At 68.0% G+C, this 19,615-nt stretch carries 17 protein-coding genes; 15 read left to right on the top strand and 2 right to left on the bottom strand.

Features of this window, described 5'->3' with window-relative positions:
- The first annotated feature begins 49 nt into the window (after positions 1 to 49).
- From WBL06_RS10620 to WBL06_RS10675, 12 genes are all read left to right on the top strand, one after another.
- Entirely contained in the window at positions 50 to 913 is an 864-nt protein-coding gene (locus WBL06_RS10620) for a carbohydrate ABC transporter permease (RefSeq protein WP_424455971.1), read from the top strand.
- Complete coding sequence (locus WBL06_RS10625; RefSeq protein ID WP_424455972.1) at positions 910 to 1,749, top strand: carbohydrate ABC transporter permease; 840 nt, start codon at positions 910 to 912, stop codon at positions 1,747 to 1,749. Before WBL06_RS10620 ends, WBL06_RS10625 begins: the two co-directional genes overlap by 4 nt.
- Positions 1,750 to 1,783: 34 nt before the next feature.
- Positions 1,784 to 2,827: a LacI family DNA-binding transcriptional regulator gene (locus WBL06_RS10630; protein WP_424455973.1), complete on the top strand. Its 1,044-nt coding sequence runs from the start codon at positions 1,784 to 1,786 to the stop codon at positions 2,825 to 2,827.
- 14 nt (positions 2,828 to 2,841) lie between these two features.
- Positions 2,842 to 3,801 (top strand): glycosyl hydrolase family 32, encoded by a 960-nt coding sequence (locus WBL06_RS10635; RefSeq protein ID WP_424455974.1) that lies wholly within the window; start codon positions 2,842 to 2,844, stop codon positions 3,799 to 3,801.
- Positions 3,798 to 5,141 carry a NosD domain-containing protein gene (locus tag WBL06_RS10640; protein ID WP_424455975.1) on the top strand — a complete coding sequence of 448 codons (1,344 nt, stop codon included), beginning with the start codon at positions 3,798 to 3,800 and terminating at the stop codon, positions 5,139 to 5,141. The genes WBL06_RS10635 and WBL06_RS10640 overlap by 4 nt, the downstream gene beginning before the upstream one ends.
- Before the next feature lie 87 nt (positions 5,142 to 5,228).
- Positions 5,229 to 6,584 (top strand): glycoside hydrolase family 172 protein, encoded by a 1,356-nt coding sequence (locus WBL06_RS10645; RefSeq protein ID WP_424455976.1) that lies wholly within the window; start codon positions 5,229 to 5,231, stop codon positions 6,582 to 6,584.
- Positions 6,585 to 6,629: 45 nt separating this feature from the next.
- On the top strand, positions 6,630 to 7,886 hold the full coding sequence (locus WBL06_RS10650) for an ABC transporter substrate-binding protein (RefSeq protein ID WP_424455977.1): 1,257 nt from the start codon (positions 6,630 to 6,632) through the stop codon (positions 7,884 to 7,886).
- Between the two features lie 85 nt (positions 7,887 to 7,971).
- Positions 7,972 to 8,868, top strand: coding sequence for a carbohydrate ABC transporter permease (locus WBL06_RS10655; RefSeq protein ID WP_424455978.1), 897 nt, complete (start codon positions 7,972 to 7,974; stop codon positions 8,866 to 8,868).
- Between the two features lie 3 nt (positions 8,869 to 8,871).
- The gene (locus WBL06_RS10660; RefSeq protein WP_424455979.1) at positions 8,872 to 9,675 is read left to right on the top strand and encodes a carbohydrate ABC transporter permease; all 804 of its coding nucleotides are present in this window, start codon (positions 8,872 to 8,874) and stop codon (positions 9,673 to 9,675) included.
- A gap of 29 nt (positions 9,676 to 9,704) precedes the next feature.
- Positions 9,705 to 11,714: a hypothetical protein gene (locus tag WBL06_RS10665; protein WP_424455980.1), complete on the top strand. Its 2,010-nt coding sequence runs from the start codon at positions 9,705 to 9,707 to the stop codon at positions 11,712 to 11,714.
- A gap of 1 nt (position 11,715) precedes the next feature.
- Positions 11,716 to 12,720 carry a LacI family DNA-binding transcriptional regulator gene (locus WBL06_RS10670; RefSeq protein ID WP_424455981.1) on the top strand — a complete coding sequence of 335 codons (1,005 nt, stop codon included), beginning with the start codon at positions 11,716 to 11,718 and terminating at the stop codon, positions 12,718 to 12,720.
- Complete coding sequence (locus WBL06_RS10675) at positions 12,713 to 13,624, top strand: PfkB family carbohydrate kinase (RefSeq protein ID WP_424455982.1); 912 nt, start codon at positions 12,713 to 12,715, stop codon at positions 13,622 to 13,624. The genes WBL06_RS10670 and WBL06_RS10675 overlap by 8 nt, the downstream gene beginning before the upstream one ends.
- A gap of 148 nt (positions 13,625 to 13,772) precedes the next feature.
- Here WBL06_RS10675 and WBL06_RS10680 read toward each other — a convergent pair whose 3' ends face one another.
- The gene (locus WBL06_RS10680; RefSeq protein WP_424455983.1) at positions 13,773 to 13,985 is read right to left on the bottom strand and encodes a response regulator; all 213 of its coding nucleotides are present in this window, start codon (positions 13,983 to 13,985) and stop codon (positions 13,773 to 13,775) included.
- 85 nt (positions 13,986 to 14,070) lie between these two features.
- Between WBL06_RS10680 and WBL06_RS10685 the strand changes: the two genes are divergently transcribed.
- From WBL06_RS10685 to WBL06_RS10695, 3 genes are all read left to right on the top strand, one after another.
- Positions 14,071 to 15,525 (top strand): flotillin family protein, encoded by a 1,455-nt coding sequence (locus WBL06_RS10685; RefSeq protein WP_424455984.1) that lies wholly within the window; start codon positions 14,071 to 14,073, stop codon positions 15,523 to 15,525.
- A gap of 80 nt (positions 15,526 to 15,605) precedes the next feature.
- The gene (locus tag WBL06_RS10690; RefSeq protein WP_424455985.1) at positions 15,606 to 16,082 is read left to right on the top strand and encodes a nitroreductase/quinone reductase family protein; all 477 of its coding nucleotides are present in this window, start codon (positions 15,606 to 15,608) and stop codon (positions 16,080 to 16,082) included.
- 105 nt (positions 16,083 to 16,187) lie between these two features.
- On the top strand, positions 16,188 to 17,630 hold the full coding sequence (locus WBL06_RS10695) for a DUF222 domain-containing protein (RefSeq protein WP_424455986.1): 1,443 nt from the start codon (positions 16,188 to 16,190) through the stop codon (positions 17,628 to 17,630).
- A gap of 22 nt (positions 17,631 to 17,652) precedes the next feature.
- On the opposite strand, the gene WBL06_RS10700 is transcribed toward WBL06_RS10695, so the two are convergent.
- Complete coding sequence (locus WBL06_RS10700) at positions 17,653 to 19,548, bottom strand: FAD-binding monooxygenase (RefSeq protein WP_424455987.1); 1,896 nt, start codon at positions 19,546 to 19,548, stop codon at positions 17,653 to 17,655.
- Positions 19,549 to 19,615 lie beyond the last annotated feature (67 nt).

Consider the following 19,615-nt stretch of genomic DNA (forward strand, 5'->3'; position numbering starts at 1 on the left):
GGCCGGCTCCGGCCGGCCACCGCTCCACCTACGACCTGAGGATCCACCCGTGCGACTCACCGATCGCCGGTTCGCCCTGTTGCTCATGGCGCCGGCCGCGCTGTTCCTGATCGCGTTCGTGCTCTGGCCGATCGTGCGCTTCGTCAGCAACGCCTTCTTCGAGATTTCACCGATCGCGGGCGGCGCGCGGGAGTTCGTCGGCTTCGACAACTTCGCGACCGCGTTCGCGTCCACGGCCTTCCAGGGCGCATCGATCCGGACGATCGCCTACACCCTGATCGTGGTGGCGCTCGAGTTCAGCATCGGTCTGATGGTCGCGCTGCTGTTTGCAGCCCTCGGTCAGCGCTCGGCGATCTTCCGCACGATCTTCATGTACCCGCTCATGGTGGCCCCCGTCGTGGCCGGGCTCCTTTGGCGCTTTCTCCTGATCGACAACTTCGGCATTCTCAACGAGCTTCTCGGCATCAACGTCGGATGGCTGAGCGATCCCCGTATCGCGCTCTTCTCGGTCGCGTTGCCCGACATCTGGCTCACCACCTCGTTCATCACGCTCGTGCTCTTTGCCGGGCTTCAGAATATTCCCGGCGACGTGCTCGAGGCGGCACGCCTCGACGGCGCGGGGTATCCCACCCTGCTGTTCCGCGTGCTCATCCCGCTGCTGCGCCCCGTCATCGCCGTGGCCCTGGTCGTGCGCGGGATCGACGCGGCGCGGGCGTTCGACATCATCCTGATCCAGACCAACGGCGGCCCCCAGGAGAGCACCACGACGCTCAGCCTGCTGATCTACCGCACGATGACCCGGTACGGCGACCCCGGCCTCGCCAGCGCCATGGGCACCGTCTACCTGCTCGGGATGCTGCTGGTCGCCACCGCGGCGATCTTCGCGATCTGGCGACCAGGGGCCGAACGATGAACGGGCTCGAAACGCGCCGGCTGGCGCCGAAGGTGATCCTCTGGATCCTGCTGCTCGCCGTCATCGTGCTGTACGGCTTCCCGTTCCTCTACCTCCTGCTGACCTCATTCAAGACGCCGAGCGATGCGATCGCGGTTCCCCCGGCCGTCCTGCCGCGGGCGTGGACGCTGGAGAACTACGTCACGGCGCTCGCGAAGGAGGGCGTTGTGCCGGCGCTCCTCAACAGCGTCGTGACGGCCGTGCTCAGCACCGCGATGTCGCTCGTGCTCGCGGTCCCGGCCGCCTACGCCATCACGCGATACCGCACCCCGTCGGGCCGCGTCTTCGTGATCGCCTCCCTCGTGACGCGGATGGTGCCGACCATCGCCGTCGGCGCGCCTCTCGTCGAGACGATGCGGACGCTCGGCATCAACGACACGTCTGTCGGTCTGGCCATCGCGCACACGACGATCTCGCTTCCGCTCTCGATCTGGCTGATGGCGAGCTTCTTCGAGGCTGTCCCGGACGAGCTCGAGGAGGCGGCGCGTGTCGACGGCGCATCGCGGCTCGGGGCTCTGTGGCGGGTCGTGCTGCCGGTGGTGTCGGGCGGGCTCGCCGTGACGGCGATCTTCGCGTTCCTCGCGTCGTGGAACGAGTTCCTCTTCTCGCTCCTCCTGACCGCGGTCCGCGCCCAGACCACTCCGATCGTCATCGCGAACTTCCAGACGCAGTTCGGCGTCGACTGGGGATCGATGACGGCGCTCGCGGCGCTGTACTCGGTCCCCGTCGTGCTCCTCACCTTCGCCCTGCAGCGCCACATCGTGGCGGGTCTCACGCTCGGCGCGGTGAAAGGATGAACGATCACGACCCGAAGAAGGGAGTGCGTCCGCCGTGGCAGTGAAAGGCGTGGGGATCCGCGACGTCGCCAAACTGGCGGGGGTCTCCATCACCACGGTGTCGCATGTGCTGAACGACACGCCGCAGATGCGCGTCGCCGGGGAGACCCGCGCGCGCGTCCGCGCCGCGGCGAAGACGCTCGGCTACGGACCGAATCGGGCCGCGCGGGCGCTGCGCACCAACAGATCGGGACTCATCGGCCTGCTGAGCGAGGAGATCGCGACCACGCCGCACGCCGGAAGGATCATCCTGGGCGCCCAGAACGCGGCGCGCGAGCACGACCTCACGCTCGTGATCGTGAACGCCGACCGCGAGTCCGGCGACTCGCACCGCGACGACGTGCAGACCCTGATCGACCGGCAGGTCGAGGCCGTACTCTACGCGACGATGTATCACCGTCAGGTCTCGCTGCCGCCCAACCTCCGAGGCCTGCCGGCGGTGCTGATCGACTCGACGGATCGGGCGGGCCTCGTGCCGGCCGTGGTGCCCGACGAAGTCGGGGGAGCGGTCGCCGCGGTCACCCACCTGGTCGAGGCCGGCCACCGGCGCATCGGCTTCCTCAACAACGACGACGACGTGCCGGCGACTCACGAGCGCCTCGTCGGCTTCCGGCAGGTCCACGCCGAGCACGGCCTCCCGCTCGACGAGAGCCTCATCGTGCAGGCGCCGTCGGAGACCCTGCCCGGCTACGCCCTGGCGCGGGAGGTGCTGGCGCGGCCTGACCGGCCGACCGCGCTCTTCTGCTACAACGACCGAATGGCGATGGGCGCCTACCGGGCCGCGGCGGAGCTCGGCCTCGACATTCCGCGCGACCTCTCGATCGTCGGCTTCGACAACCAGGAGCTCATCGCCGCGAACCTCTTCCCCGGCCTCACGACGGTCGCGCTGCCCCACTACGAGATGGGCGCCTGGGCCATCGACACACTCGTGCAGTTGCTCCGCGGAGAAGCGGAGTACCAGCTGCTGGCCGACCTCCCCACCCGTCTCGACTGCCCGCTGACCGTCCGAGGCTCCGTCGCCCCGCCCCAAGAACACTGAGAGGTCCCCCCAGAATGCTTCGACTTGCCGCATCGTGGGTGTGGGACTTCTGGATCGCCGACGACGGCGACCGCTTCCATCTCTTCTTCCTCAAGGCCCCCCGGGCTCTCGTCGACCCCGACCGGCGGCACTGGCGCGCCACGATCGGTCACGCGACCTCGACGGACCTCACCACCTGGACCGAGCAGATCGATGCCGTGCTCCCCGACGACTCGCCTGCCTTCGACGACCTCGCGACCTGGACAGGATCGGTCGTGCGGCAGGACGACGGCAGATGGCGGATGTTCTACACCGGAGTCAGCCGCGCCGAGGGAGGGATCGTCCAGCGGATCAGCTCCGTCGTCTCCGACGATCTCTTCACCTGGCGCCGAGAGCCTGCACGGCAGGTGATCGAGCCGGATGCGCGCCGATACGAGACCGCGGCGACGAGACAATGGCCGGACCAGGCGTGGCGCGACCCCTGGGTGTACCGCGGCGCCGACAGGTGGCACATGCTCATCACGGCCCGCGCAAATCACGGCGCGCCCGAGGACCGCGGGGTGATCGGACACGCCACGTCGCCGGACCTGGAGCGCTGGACGGTGCACCCCCCGGTCTCCGAGCCGGGCGCCGGCTTCGGGCACCTCGAGGTCCTCCAGCTCGCGACGGTCGAGGGCATCCCCGTCGGGCTGTTCTCGTGCCTCGGCAGCGAGCTGGCGGGGGAGCGCGCCTCGGCCGATCCGGTCGGGGGCGTCTGGGCGTTCCCGATCGACTCGACGACCGGCGCGTTCCGGGTCACCGACGCGTATCGGCTCACCGACGAGCGTCTGTACGTCGGTCGGTTGGTGCAGGATCGGGGAGGTCAGTGGCGCTTCCTCGCGTTCCGCAACGACGACGATCACGGCGGCTGGGTTGGGGAGATCAGCGATCCCCATTTCGTCCAGTGGGTCGACGGGCGGCTCGCGATCGAGCTGGAAGACCGGGTCCTGTCGTGAGCGCGGCGGGCGCCAACTACTACGACGTCACGAGGTGGCCGATCGGCGATCCGGCCGACGACGTCGGGGCGGTGCTGAACAGCATCATCGACGACATCAAGAGCCGGCAGACGGCGACCGATGTGAACGACGGGGGCAAGCCCGGCGCGGTCATCTATCTCCCGCCCGGCGACTACCGTCTCCGCACGCAAGTGCGGATCGACATCAGCTTCCTGCGGATCGAGGGCTCCGGGCACGGCTTCACGTCGTCGAGCATCCGCTTTAACGTCCCCGAGTCCGAATGGACCGGTCTCCACGAGCTCTGGCCGGGGGGCAGTCGCATCCTCGTCGACATCCCGGTGGGCGAGGACGACGACGAGTCCGCTGGCGCGGCCTTCTACGTCGAGCGGGAGGGCAGTCCGCGCCTGAGCTCGGTCGAGTTCTCGAACTTCTGCATCGACGGGCTGCACTTCGACCCCGACGCTTCCGACCTGCATCCCGAGAACACCTACGTCAACGGCAAGACCGGAATCCTCGTCGCGGGGCCCAACGACTCGTTCCGCGTCACGTCGATGGGCTTCGTCTACCTCGAGCATGCGCTCACCGTCTACGACGCCGACGCCCTCTCCATCCACGACAACTTCCTCGCCGAGTGCGGGAACTGCATCGAGCTGCGCGGGTGGGGCCAGGCGTCGAAGGTCACCGACAACCTGATCGGTGCGGGGTTCAGGGGCTACTCAATCTACGCCGAGAACCACGGCGGGTTGTTGATCGCCGCGAACAACGTCTTTCCCCGCGGGGCGAGCAGCATCCATCTGCGGGGGGTCTCGCGGTCGAGCATCACCGGCAACCGGCTGCACTCGTTCTACCCGGCGATGGTCGTGCTCGAGGACAGCTCGGAGAACCTCGTCGGCTCGAACCATGTCCTCCGCGACCACGAGCCGTGGATCCCCTTCCTGCGGGTCGACAACGGACGCGAGGATGTCGACGGGCTCCTGCGCGTGAGCGGCCGCCACAACTCGGTCATCGGCAACCACTTCTCCGAGGTCGTCGACTCGGCCGGCATCCGCCCCCCGGGGGCGACCCCCGTCATCATTCGGCTAACGGGCGGAAGCGACAACTACGTCTGCGCCAACCATGTCGCCGCGCTCGACGTCCGCGGCACGTCGAGCGGATCGGCGTTCGCCGCGCAAGTGGAGGCGCTGCTCGGGACGGGGGCCGCCGACGACCTCGCAGTCACGACGGTATTGGTCGACCCCGAGTCCGTCCGGAACACCATCCTCGACTCGGGGACCGAGGCTCAAGTGGTCGTCGACACCGCCGTCAACGCCTTCCGAGCGACCCCCGCGATCGGCCGCTAGTCGATCTGAGTCGACTTGACAGGACCGCTCGGGGATTTGTAGTCTTCCAGCTAATCGTTTACGTAATCGTTTAGCTGAAGGAACTCCATGACGAGCACTGGTCCAAGTTCGACTCTGAGCGCGCTCACGCGACTGCACGCCGGCCGGTCGGCGCGCGCGTCCAGCTGGGACCAGTCCGGTCGCAACAAGGACTACTGGCTGATCGCCCCGGGGACGACCGCGGTGCTCGCCGACCTCCGGGGTCCTGGCGCGATCACCCACATCTGGATGACGAGCTTCTGCCGACGCATTATCGGTCCGAGCATTCAGGTCCCCGAGCTCCATGCCGACGTCGCGCCGGTGACGGAGATGGAGAACGCCATCGGGGTCAACTGGGAGATCAACGACCCCGACTACTACCGCAAGGTGCTGCTGCGGTTTACCTGGGAGGACTCCGACAAGCCGGCGGTGCTGGTGCCTCTCGGAGACTTCTTCGGGCTCGGTCACGGGATGCCGGGCTCCTACAACTCCGTGCCCTTCGTGGTCACCTCACGGCCTCAGGAAGAAGGCACTTTCGGTGGGACGGCTTCGATGAACTGCTACTTCGCGATGCCGTTCAACGAGGCCGCGAAGGTCGAGGTGATCAACGAGAACGACCTCCACGTCGGCCTGTTCTTCCACATCGACTACGACCTGTACCCGGAGCGGCTCGATGAGATCGCCTACTTCCACGCCTCGTGGGCGTACGCGAACCCCAACGACGGCTGGGGCGACGACATCGCTGTCAACACGCCCGAGGTCAACTCGGTCCGCAACGACGACTCCGGCAACTACGTGATCGCCGACATCCGCGGCCGCGGTCACTTCGTCGGGTGCAACCTCTCCGTGGCCCACTTCCAGGGCAGCTGGTGGGGCGAGGGCGACGACGTGATCTACATCGACGACTTCGACGAGCCCGCCATCCTCGGGACGGGGAGCGAAGACTACTTCAACCACGCGTGGGGGATGCAGCGGAACGCCTCGCCCTACAGCGGCACGATCCTTCACGAAGGCGACACCGGGGGCTACCAGGTCTCCTACCGCTTCCACATCGCTGATCCTCTGCTCTTCAACACCGGCATCAAGGTGACCATGGAACACGGGCACGGCAACCACCTCGCCGACAGCTGGGCGTCGACCGCCTACTGGTACGAGGCGGCGCCCGGGGCTGATCTTTCGGTGCCGCAGGCCGACAAGCGGCCGGCTCCGAAGAAGACCTGGGATCGGCCGGTAGCGCCGATGCCCGAGCTCGATGCCGACATGCGTGCGGCTTCGGACTCCTATCAGGAACGTTGGCGCGTCCAGCAGGAGCAGAAGACCGATCTCCTGCGGAAGAACGCCGAGAGGACCCCGCACGCCGAGCGCGGGAACGTCGAGCAGGCCCGCAAGGCGAGGTCGAGCTACGACGGGTTCACCAGCAACTGATTCGGCATCCCAACACGGCATCACCAACCATCAACGGAGATCACAGTGAGAAACATCAGCAGTAGACTCGCCACCGCGCTCGCCGCCGTCGCGGCCGGCAGCGCGGTCGTCTTCACGGCCGGATGCTCGACGTCGGGCGGTGACGGCGACGTCGTCACGCTCGAGTTCTGGAGCTTCTACCAGGGCTCCGAGGCCGACTTCGTCGCCTCGTGGGTGCAGGACTACAACGCGTCGCGCGACGATGTCCAGATCAACCACACCGTAGTGAGTCAGTCGGACTACACGACGACGCTCATCCCGACGGCGCTCGCGAACGGATCGGCTCCCGACATCCTGTACGTCGAGCCGTCGACCTTCACGAAGTACGCCGAGTCCGGCGCGCTCGCCGACCTCACCCCGTACTACACGGACGAGCTGAGGGCCGACATCCTGCCCGCCGTGCTCGACTCGGCGAGCTACGACGGCAAGATCCTCGCGCTCCCGACGGAGCTCGAGACCCTCGGCCTCTTCTACGACGAGGAGCTGCTTGCGGCGGAGGGCATCGAGCCGCCGTCGACCTGGGACGAGCTGAAGTCCGCCGCTCAGGCGCTGACCACCGCCGACCGCTACGGCCTCGTGCTGCCGGTGGAGGACAGCGGGTACACGCTGTTCAATTTCTATCCGTTCATGTGGATGGCAGGTGCCGACGTGACCGACGGCGACGGGAACTACACGGTCGATACGCCGGAGTTCGCCGACGCGCTGAACTTCTGGGGCTCGTTCACCGCGAACGGCTACAGCCCCTCGTCGCTGCAGATCGGTCCATGGGACGTAGGCAACATCGCGACCGGCGTCGCCGCCATGCAGGAGTCGGGCTCGTACGCCATCAAGGCGACCGAAACGGACTACCAGGATGCCGCGATCGCTGCTGCGCCGCTGCCCGCACCCGCGGGTGGCGAGCCCTTCACCGTCGCGGGCGGCCAGAAGCTCGCAGTCAACGCCGCGTCGGAGCACATCGAGGAGGCGGCCGACTTCATCTTCTCCGGCTTCGGCAGCGACGACATCAGCGTCGCGAGCGGCTGGGTGACGGAGGCGAAGTTCGCCTACCCGGCGCGACAGTCGGTCATCGACGCCAATCAGGACGTCTTCGACGAGGGCCTGCGCGCGACCTTCACAGCCTTTTACGACACGGCGAGGCCCGAGCCGAGCTACCCCGCCGTCGTCACCGAGGCGCTCCGTACCGCGCTGCAGGATGTGATGTTCGGTGGAATGTCGGGCGCCGACGCGGCCAAGAAGGCGCAAGCCGCGATCGAAGCCGGATAGCCCGCCGACTCTGCCGGTCGGGTCCCTCGCGCACCCGGCCGGCAGAGCCATGAGAATCGAACCGACGAGTCAGGAAGGAGTCGCCGTGACCCGCCGTCGGACACTCACCCGCCGCAAGCGCGAGTCCATCGCAGCAGCCTTCTTCATCGGCCCGGACCTGATCGGCCTGATCGTCTTCGTGCTGCTGCCGATCGCCTTCGCCGTCTACGTCAGCTTCTTCGACTGGAACCTCATCGGCCCGATGACGTTCGCAGGCATCTCCAACTACCAGCGGTTGATGGCGGATGCCGACTGGTGGATGTCGCTCGCGCGGACCCTGCAGTTCGCAGCCATCTACGTCCCCGCACTGTTCGCGCTCTCGCTCGCGCTCGCTGTGGCGTTCACCAAGATTGCGGGTCGTGCGTCGCAGGTCCTGCGCTCGGCATACCTGCTTCCGTTCGCGGTGACGTCGGTGATCGCCTCGACACTCTGGATGTTCCTGTACACCGAGAAGACCGGGTACCTGAACGCCTTCCTCAACACGTTCGGCATCCCCGACCAGCAGTACATCGGCTCGCCGCCGCAAGCCATGGTGTCGATCGTCGTGGTGGTGCTGTGGATCAACCTCGGATACACGTCACTGCTGTTCTTCTCGGCCATCAAGGAGATCCCGGCGAGCATCCTCGAGGCTGCCCGGCTCGACGGCGCCGGCGGGTGGCAGACCTTCTGGCGCATCACCCTCCCGCTGGTCCGCCCGACGTCGATCTTCGTGCTCGTGACTTCGACGATCGCTGCATTCCAGGTCCTCGACATCATCCTCGTCATGACGAAGGGCGGCCCCGCCGACGCGACCCAGGTGGGCGTCCTCTACATCTACCAGCGCTCGTTCGAGCGACTCGAGATGGGCTACGGCTCCGCACTGTCCGTCGTGATGTTCCTGATCCTGCTCGTCATCTCCCTAGTCCAGCTCCGGCTCTCCCGGCGCAGCAACCTGGAGGACTGACCGATGCGACTTCGCGCCTGGATCATTGGGGTCATCCTCGCCTTCGGGGCGATCGCGATGATCGTCCCGATCGCGATCCTGTTCCTCAGCAGCTTCAAGACGAAAGCCGCGGTCTTCGACATCACTTTCGACCCGACCGGGTTCACGTTCGACAGCATCGCGCAGGCGTTCACTCCGGAGCTGTTGCACGCCCTGCTCAACTCGCTCATCGTCTCGACGGTTGTGACCGTCGTGGCGATGTTCATCCACGCGATGGCGGGCTACGCCCTCGCCCGGTTCGACTTCCCTTTCAAGCGCGCGACGTTCATCGTGATCCTCGGCAGCCTGATGATCCCGCTGACGACGATCCTCGTCCCGCTCTACATGGTCGTGCGCCAGCTCGACCTCACCAACAGCATGCTCGGGCTTATCCTGCCGCTGCTGTTCAACGCCTACGGCATCTTCCTGTTCAGACAGTTCTATCTCGACTTCCCGCAAGAGCTGATCGAGGCCGCGGAGCTCGACGGCGCCGGCCGCTTCGGCACCTTCGTCCGCGTCGTGCTCCCGTTGTCGCGCCCCGTGATCGTGCCGCTCACCGTGGCGTTCTTCCTCGGCACCTGGAACAACTACTTGTGGCCGCTCGTGGTCAACCAGGACAAGGCGTTCGAGACCGTGCAGGTCTATCTCGCCAACCAGATCTCGGGCTACAACACGTCCTGGAACGTCGTGATCGCGTCCGCCGCCATCTCGGTGATCCCGGTGTTCGTGCTCTTCTTCTTCCTGCAGCGTTACCTGCGCGACGGCATCACGACGACGGGCATCAAGTGAGCGGAGCGCGTGTCTGGGAGCGGCGTGCGATGCCGTCCGAAGTCGGCGCTCTCGAGCTGCCGCTCCGCTTCCGAGTGGTGCCGGGACTCTGGCCGGAGATCGAGCTCGCTCCGCCGGACGGCACCCGCGCCGATGTCTCGGCGACGGGCTACGAGGTCCGCGTCGTCGCCGACACCGGCGAGCGCGGCACGCTCCTGCTCGACGTCGCGGGGTTCCGGGTCGCCCTGTCCGGACGTTCTGTCTCGATCGGTGCTAGCGAGTGGAAGCTGCCGGGTTCGGGTCCGATCGAGCTCGCGCTCGAGACGCGCGGGGACACCGCCGTCCTGACCGTCGACGACGCCCACCGGGCGCACCTCGTCGCTTCCGCGGCGGAAGAGCAGGGGGCGGCGCCCGTCACCGAGAACATCACGGGCTTCCGGCTCCGCGCGCGGCCCGCGGCGGCGGGGCGACTCGAGCCCGGCGGGGACACCCGGATCCTCGACGCGCGGGTGTGGGGACTCCGGGACGCCGAGTCGGGGCTCTACCGCGCTGCCGCGTCCGTCGCTCCCGACGCGGGGCGCACGTTCTTCGCGACGCCCACCTACACCATCGCGGACGCTCAGGTGCGCGACGACGCGGACGTGCCGGCCCTCGTCCCGGATTCGCGCACCATCGTCTCACCGATCCGCGTGGTCGAGGAGTTCGAGTGGCGCGACACCCCGTACGGGGACATGACCCGAGTCGCCGACCGGTCGGAGCTCTGGCGCTCGGCCGTGGAGCCCGGCCGCTTTCCGCGACTGACGACCTCGTTCCGCGCGGTCGACGCCGCGTTCGAGCTCGGCCTCGAGACCTTCCAGCGCAACGCGAGCGAGGAGTTCGCGCTGCCCGGAGAGGTCGGACTCTGGTCGGCGGGGTATTTCCAGGGGTCCGGACAGGGGTTCGGGTCATGGCGCCGGGACACCGCGCACATCGCGCTCCGCGCCGGCAATCTGATCGATCCCGACGTAGCGCGCGCCTCGCTGCACTACGTCGTGAGCGGAGGGTTCGACAACGGAACGGACGGCGACGCACTCCCAGCAGTCGCCGTCTGGGACCACTACCTCGCGACCGGGGACGCAAGCCTCGTGGAAGCGACGTGGCCGGCTCTCGCGGACCTCGCGTCCGCCCTCGATGAGCGATTCGACACGCGTCGCGGACTGGTCGCGGCCCCGCAGTCCACTTCGAACGACCTTTTCGACGAGCCGGAGGCTGGGGGATTCGCGCTCGGTACCGAGGTCTACGCGATGGCGAGCTACGACGCGCTGGCTCGGATGGCGGCGCTGCCGAAGGTGGCGGATGACCGCGCCGCAGCGTGGGCCGAGCGCGCGGCGGTGATGCGCGCCGCGATCCTCGCCTCCTACTGGAACCCGGAACTCGGATACTTCACGTCGGGACCGGCGGGCAGCTCCGGTCATGCCTCGGGGGTCTGGGAGACCTCGGGCGCGGAAGCCGCGCTCTGGTTCCTCGGGGTGGGCGACCACCAGGTCCGCTCAACCCTCGAGGCCATGCAGTCGGTCGCGATGTCCGACTACGGGGTGGTGCTCTTCCCGCACCGCGACGACGACAACCACTTCTGTCACTCGGTCTGGTACTGCTGGGAGGCCGGGCTCGCGCGTGCCGCCGCCGGGGTGGGGGACGCCGCGCTCGTCCATCGGCTCATCGCGCAGCAGGTCAGGACGGTCGTGCTCAACAAGACCTTCTACGAGGTCACGGACGCCCGGGACGGCACGTCGTGGCGCTGGCCGGGACAGCTGTGGCATGCCGCCGGGTTCGTCTCGAAGGTGCTGTCGGGAGTCTTCGGCATCCGGTATGACGAACGCGGGATGACCTTCGTCCCGGCGGTCGCTCGGGAGTTCGAGGGCGCGCGGCTGGAGGGTCTGCGGTATCGTGCGGCAACGCTTGACGTCGAGATCCAGGGCTCCGGCACCCACTGCACTCTCCTGGTCGATGGGTACCCGGCCGACCGGCTGGATGCCGCGATCAGCGGTCGGCATGACGTGATTCTGGCGATGAGAGGCTGAAGTGTCTGCGAGCATCAAGGAAGTCGCGCGGCTCGCCGGGGTGTCGGTCGCCACGGTGTCGCACGTCATCAACGGCACCAGATTCGTGTCCGACGCGACGCGCAGCAGGGTGCAGTCGGCCATCGAGACCTTGCAGTACTCGCCCAACATCCTGGCCCGCAAGTTCAAGACCGGCTCGCGCGACACCGTCGGGTTCATCGTCCCCGACATCGCCAACGGCTACTTCGCAACACTCATCGAGGAGGTCGAGGACGTACTGCAAGGCCGCGGCTTCCGGCTCATCGTCTCGAATACGCGGGAGAACGCGGCGCGGGAGCTCGACAGCCTGCGCATGCTCAGCTCGGGCGTGGTAGACGGGTTCGTCATCGCGTCTGCCGTCGACGACTACGAGGACATCGCAGCCGTCCTGCCGCGCAACTTCCCCGTCGTGCTCATCGACCGCGCTCTCGCCCATGCCCCGGTCGACATCGTCACGACCGACAACACCGATGCCATCACTGAAGGGGTGTCCGCACTGATCGCCCACGGCCACACCCGGATCGGCTTCATGGCGAGCGTGCGCCACCTCAGTACGACGGCCGAACGAGTCCGGGCCTACCGGTCGGCGTTGACGAAGCACTCGGTGCCTCTCGACCCGACGCTCGTCCGCTACCTCGAATCGATGAGCGACCCGGTGCAGCCGTGCGCCGAGAGCCTGATGGATGCGGGGTGCACGGCGATCGTGGCGAGCAACAACGTGCTGACGAGCCAACTGCTCGCCGCCTTCCACGCCGGTACGCTCTCGCACCGGAACGTCGAGATCCTCGGCTACCGCGATCCGGGCTACGGCGCCTACCCCCTGGACGACGCCCACTGGCTGGAGGAGCCGATCGGCGAGATGGGTCGGCTCGCGGGCGAGGCGATCATCCGCCGGCTCGCGGACCCGCTCGCGAGGCCACAGCAGACCGTCCTCCGTGCGTCCTATGCGCCGCGGGGCGCCACTGAGGCGGGAGTGCGTCGTGGCTGATCGGGTGCTCGTCATCGGCGAAGCCCTGATTGATGTCGTCGAACGTGAAGGCCGCGTGCCGGAAGAGCACGTGGGGGGCTCTCCCGCCAACGTCGCGCTCGGGCTCGGTCGGCTGGGCGTGGCGGTGCGCCTGCGGACCGCGATCGCTCGAGACGAGCGCGGGAGGCGGATCCACGATCACCTGGCCGCCTCCGGAGTCGAGGTCGAGCCCGAGTCGTTCGTGCTCGACCGGACCTCGAGCGCCGTGGCCCGCATCTCGCGGGAGGGCGACGCGCGTTACGAGTTCGACATCGAGTGGCGTATCGGGGAGCCTCTCGAGCTCGGAGACGCCCACGTCGTTCACGTCGGCTCGATCGGATGCTTCGTCGAACCGGGCGCCACGAGCGTCTTCGACGCGCTTCGCGCGTGGGGCGGCCGCGTTCGGCTGACCTTCGACCCGAACATCAGGCCCTCGCTCATCGGGGACCGGGACGCGGCGATCCGCACCACTGAGGAGATCGCGTCAGCGAGCGACCTGGTCAAGCTGAGTCGGGAAGACGCCGAGTGGCTGTATCCGGACGCGGGTCTCGACGACATCCTCGATCACTTCCTCGCGACGGGCTCACGCGTCGTCGCAGTGACCCTCGGCGGCGAGGGCGCGCTGATCGCATCGGACACCGCACGAGTGCGCGTCGCTCACCCCGTCGAGCGGCTCGAAGACAGCGTCGGCGCGGGCGACACGTTCATGGCGGCCATGGTGGCGACCGTGGCCGACTCGGGAGTCGGGCCCGACGCAGAGGCCCTCACGACCGTGGGGCGACGCGCGGCGGCCGCCGCTGCGATCACGGTGAGCAGAGCAGGCGCCGACCTGCCGACCCGCGAGGAGGTCGAGCGCGAACTCGCGCGCCGACCTTCCGAGGACTGACGATCCGCGGCACCACGACGGTTCACCGCGGGGCCGGGGTCACTCCGAGGCGCGGACGACCAGCTCCGGGGTGAACGCATCGAGGAGGTCAGGGGTTCAATTCCCCTAGGGTCCACCAAACGTTTCACCCGTCGACTCGACGGGCTCGCTACATCTGGGTGTCGAACCGGTACGGCACCGTTGTCGGGCCGTCATGCTCGCCCGTGTTCTCGGCGGCGCCGGCCTTGCGGTAGACGACGTGGCCGGTGTCCCACGGCAGGACGAGTTCTTCTTCGACCTGCGTGACATCGTCTGCCTGGAGCGGGATGATCTGGCCGTCGAGCGGTCCACCGCTCAGTCGTCCGAGGATGTTGCCTGCCATGTCGACCTCCTGCCCCGAGCGTAGCGCCGGGCACCCCCGAAACACGGAGCTGAGCTTCTCGCGGTTTGCCGACATACTGGTCGACATGCTGCCGTTCCTGCCCGACCCGACCCTGTTCATCCTCATCGGGGTCGCCGCGTTCATCCTTCTGATCCTGCTCATCGTCATCGTGCGGGGCATCAAGATCGCCAAGCCCGACGAGGCGATCATCGTCACCTCGCGGCGTCGTCGTGGCGGCGAAACCGACGAGAACGCCGGGCAGAAGGTCGTCTTCGGCTCGCGCGTCTTCGTCAAGCCGATCGTCGAGGCGTACTTCAAGCTCAGCCTGCGCAGCCGGCAGCTCAACGTGCAGGCCGTCGCCCAGACCCGGGATGCCATCACCATTCGCGTCAACGCGGTCGCGGTCGTGAAGGTGGGCGGCTCGGAGCCGATGGTGCGGGCGGCAGCCCAGCGGTTCCTCAACCAGCAGGACCAGATCGAGTCGTCCACCGAGGAGGTGCTGTCGGGGTCGATCCGCTCGATCGTCGGTCAGCTCACGGTCACCGAGATCATCACCAACCGGCAGGCGCTGCAGGGTCAGGTGCTCGAAGCGGTCGGCGAGTCGCTCGACGTGCAGGGTCTGCAGATCGACACGCTGCAGATCAAAGAGATCGACGACGACAACGGCTACATCAAAGACCTCGGTCGCGCCGAGGCGGCCCGCGTGAAGCAGGTCGCCGAGATCGCCGAGGCCGAAGCCCGCCGGGCGTCCGAGCAGGCGCGCATCGCCGCCGACCAGGCCGTCGCCGAAGCGCAGCGCGAACTCGACCTGCGCACCGCCGACATCCAGAAAGAGACCGACAAGGCCCGCGCCGAAGCCGCCGCGTCGGCCCCGCTCGCCGAGGCGATCGCGCAGCAGGAGGTCGTCTCGCAGCAGGAGATCACCGCCGGCAAGCGGGTCGGGCTGCGGAAGCAAGAGCTGGATGCCGAGATCCGCGCCCAAGCGGACGCCGAGGCGTACGCGCTCGAGAAGCAGGCGCAGGCCTCCGCCGCGGCCTCGGTCGCATCCGCCAACGCCGACCGTGATTCCCGCCGCTCGGCGGCCGAGGCGCTCGAGTCCGAAGGTCTCGCCGAGCGCAACCGCCGTATCGCCGCCGCCGAGGCCCTCAAGGCGGAGGGTGAGGCCGAAGCCGAGGCGATCCGCGTCAAGGGTTCGGCCGAAGCCGAGTCCCAGCGGCTGCAGGCAGAGGCCCTCGCGGAGCGCAGCGGCGAGCTGCTCAAGCAGCAGATCATCGCGCAGCTTCCCGACATCGTGCGGGCGGCATCCGAACCGCTCTCGGCGATCTCGAACATGACGGTCATCTCGTCGGACGGCACCGGGGCCTCCGCGGTCGGACAGGGCGTTGCCGGTCAGCTGGCGACGTCGCTGCAGATCGTGAAAGACGTCACCGGCATCGACATCGCCCAGGTGATCAACGCCCGGGTGACGGGTGAAGCCCTCGGGGAGGGGCTCAACACCCCGCCGCGCAAGCCGCGCACGACGAAGCCGCCTACGGCTTAGCGCTACCGCACCGGAGAGTCCGGCAAGAGGACGTGTAAAGAAAGCTGGACACGGTGTCTGGATTAGTTGACACTCGGGTCATGCCCACTTCGCCCGCCAATCCCGCAGCCCGCATCCCTCCGCGTTGGGTGGTGCGCGCCGCGTGGGTGATCCACCGGGCGATCTACCGGGTCAGCGGCGGCAAGCGCGGCCTCACCCGCCCGCGACCCGGCCACTATGGGATGCTGCGGCTGCGCACCGTCGGACGGCGCAGCGGCGTCGAGCGGGCCGTCATCCTCGGGTACTACCTCGAGGGTGACGCTTTCGTGACGATCGCGATGAACGGCTGGGCGGAAGCGCACCCCGGATGGTTCTACAACCTGCGCTCCAACCCGCAGGCGGTCGTCGATCTCGTCGACGGCAGCCGCGAGGTCATCGCGCGCGAAGTGCACGGCGGCGAGCGTCAGCGCCTGTGGGACGGCTTCAACGCCTATGAGCCCGGGGCGAGTCTCGACGACTACTCGGCCCTGCGGTCGACACTCACGCCGGTCGTCGTGCTCGAACCCGTGGCGGCATAGTCGCGGACGAAGTCGTCGAGTCCTTCACAGGGTGATTTCGCGGGAGTTCTTGTACTTTCGAAAGTTTGTTCTCTTGGGGAGGATGGATCTCGAAAGGATTGGTTCATGACTTCGACTGCTGCTCTGGCGACCGCTGTTGCGGTGTTGCGGGATGTGCCGCGGTCGGTGTCGGCGTGTCGTTCGGCGTCGGATGCGTCGGTGCTGGAGTGGATGCGGCTCGCCGGTGAGGCGCGGAAACTCGCGGATGCGCATCTTGCGCTCGCGGCGGGGGAGATGGCTCGGCGGTCTGACCCGTCGCTCGGTGGTGCCGGTTTGGCGCGGCGGGAAGGGGCCCGCACCCCGGAGGAACTCGTGAAGACGCAGACCGGGTCGACCGGTCGGGATGCCGTGGTCGCTCTCAGGGTGGGCCGGCTCGCGCAGGCCGAGGGTTCGGTGCTCGGGGATGCCGTCACGGCGGGGGTGGTGTCGGTGCCGGCGGCGGAAGCGATTCGTGCCGGGCTTGAGGGGGCCGATGCGCCGCCGGAACTGGTGGATCAAGCCACCGAGTTGTTGTGCGCTGAGGCCGCGACGCTCGACCCGGATCGGCTGCACAAACGTGCCCGCGAAGTACGGGATGAACTCGATGAGGCCGGCATCGCGTCCCGGGAGGCGCGTCTGCGGGGGCGGCGATCGCTGCGCCGACTCGAGCTGCGGGATGGGATGAAGCGGCTGATCTGGGATTACGACCCGCTCACCGCCGGCGTCGTGGACGAGATCTACGACCGGGCCACCTCACCACGACGTGGTGGACCTCGGTTCGTGGATTCGGAGCAGAAAGCCCGGGCCGAAGCGCTCGAGAAAGATGACCGCACCACCGAGCAGATCGCGTCGGATGCGTTCACCGAACTGCTCCGGCAGGCGGGGAGTCTGCCGACCGATGTGCTGCTGGGCAAAGGTGCCCCGGCGGTGCGGGTGCTCGTCCCCGCTGCGGACCTGGCCGCCGGCACCGGGCATGGCGTGATCGAAGGCTCCGGTGAAGTGCTCTCGATCGGGACCGTGCAAGCCCTCGCCTGCAACCAGGGCACCCAGACCGCGCTCCTCGACTCCCTCGGGGATGTGCTCGACCTGGGCCGGGAACAGCGGCTCTACTCCCGCCATCAGCGTGTGGCCCTCGCGATTCGTGACGGGGGCTGTCTCTGGTCCGGTTGCGAACGACCACCCTCCTGGTGTGAGGCACATCACATCGACCACTACGCCCGAGACCACGGCCGCACCGACCTCGCCCGCGGCGTGCTGCTCTGCAAGCACCATCACCTGAAACTGCACAACGAGAACTGGCAGATCCGCCGACAAGATGGACGCTACTGGCTCCACCCACCACCCGACCGGCCAGGGCCACCGGTACTGCTGGTCACCAAATCACGAGCCATCCGCGAACACGTGGCGAGGCGGTCCGACCGATCGGCGACGCCAGGCCGATCGGCGTCGGGGGCAACACACAGCCCCGGAGCGCTCTCAGCAGGCACCGAGCATCCGCCGTCGATGACGGGCGCGCCAGTGAGTGGCTGACGGAGTCGTCGGTGGTCGCGAGTTATGACGCCTTCACCTGAGCCGTCCGAAGCAGCGGACGAAAGAACGCGGCCAGTTCGTCGGTCGCCGACAGCGGCAGCACGTGCGAGACGTAGTGGTCGGGCCGCACGACGACGACGACTCCGCCGCGGTCGATGCCGCGCTGGGTGAAGATGTCGTCGGTCGGTTCGATCGCGAACACCTTCTCGTCGTCGAACAACCGGTGCTTTCCCACCCGCGGCCGGAAGACGGGCGGAACCGTCGTGATGTCGACGTCGGTGTGCAGCTTCGGGTAGATCACCTTGACGTCGAACCAGGCGTCGGGGTCGGCATCCGCCGGGGTCGCCGCAAGGGGCGAGTCGGGCGAGCTCTCCAGCCAGTCGGCGAACGTCGCGAGGCGGGCCCGGGAGTCGGGTGCGTCGGCGGCGAACACGTAGATGCGCCACCGCCCGTCCGCAGTGGCCAGATGTCCGAGCTGCACGTCGTTGCCGTCGCAGACCCGCCGCACGACGGCGGAGCGGAACCGCTTGCCGACCGGGTAGCCGCTCGCCAGCTCCTGATGGATGTTCTCGCCGACCAGCATCGACGGCGCGTACTCGGTCATGAACCCCGCCGGGAACTCGGCGGTGCGCACGTAGAACTCTTCGAGGTACTTCGGGTCGGGTAGATCCTCGGGCTTGGTCGCCATGAGGGTCGACCACTCCTTGTCGAAATCGATGAGGTTCTGCGCGATCACCTGGCGCTCGGCCGAGTACGTCGACAGCAGTGCCTCCGGGCTGCGGCCCTCGAGCACGTGGCCGAGCTTCCAGCCGATGTTCCAGCCGTCCTGCATCGAGACGTTCATGCCCTGGCCGGCCTTCGCGCTGTGGGTGTGGCAGGCGTCGCCCGCGATGAACACGCGCGGGGTCTGGATACCGACGGCCTCCGGCAGCACGTCGTCGAACCGCGAGGTCAGCCGGTGCCCCACTTCGTAGACGCTGTTCCAGGCGACATCCTTCACGTCGAGCACGTACGGATGCAGGATCTCGTTCGCCTTCGCGATCACCTGCTCGATCGTCGTGGCGCGCACCTTCTTCTCGCGCCCCTCCTCGACCTCGCCCAGGTCGACGTACATGCGGAACAGGTGACCGCCCTCGCGGGGGATGAGCAGGATGCTGCCGGCCGCCGATTGGATGGCGCACTTCATGCGGATGTCGGGGAAGTCGGTCACGGCGAGGACATCCATCACGCCCCAGGCGTGGTTCGCCTGGTCGCCGTCGAGCGTGCAGCCGATCGCCTCCCGCACGCGGCTGCGAGCACCGTCGCCGCCGACCACGTACTTGGCGCGGATCGTCCGCGGCTCGCGCCGGCTGACATCCGACGAACGGGTGACCGTGACGTGCACCGGGTAGTCGGGGTCGTCGGTGACCTCGAGGCCGGTGAAGTCCCACCCGTAGTCGGGAGTCATGCGGGTCGGCGAGTTGCGCATCCATTCGGCGAAGTAGTCGAGCACGCGCGCCTGGTTCACGAGCAGGTGGGGGAACTCGCTGACGCCGTGCTCGTCGTCGATCGCCCGGGCGGCGCGGAGAATGCGCGAGGGGTTCTCGGGGTCGGGCTTCCAGAACGCCATCTCGGTGATGCGGTAGGCCTCCGCGGTGATGCGGTCGGCGAACCCGAACGCCTGGAAGGTCTCGACGCTGCGGGCCTGGATGCCGTCGGCCTGCCCGATCTCGAGCCGGCCGTCGCGGCGGTCGATGATGCGGGTGGTGATGCCGGGAAACTGCGCGAGTTGCGCCGCCGCGACCATGCCAGCCGGCCCGGCTCCGACGATGAGCACGTCGACGTCGTCGGGCAGCTCGGCGGGGCGGTCGATGCCGGTACCGGCGGCGGGCTGGATGCGGGGGTCGCCCGAGACGTATCCGTTGTGGTGGAACTGCATCCGGTGCTCCTCGCTACGTTGCGCTTGCTCTCGAAGACAGATCGTATATGATTTCGGATACCGATTC

It is taken from the genome of Pseudolysinimonas sp. (genome assembly GCF_049651805.1).
Classification (GTDB): domain Bacteria; phylum Actinomycetota; class Actinomycetes; order Actinomycetales; family Microbacteriaceae; genus Pseudolysinimonas_A.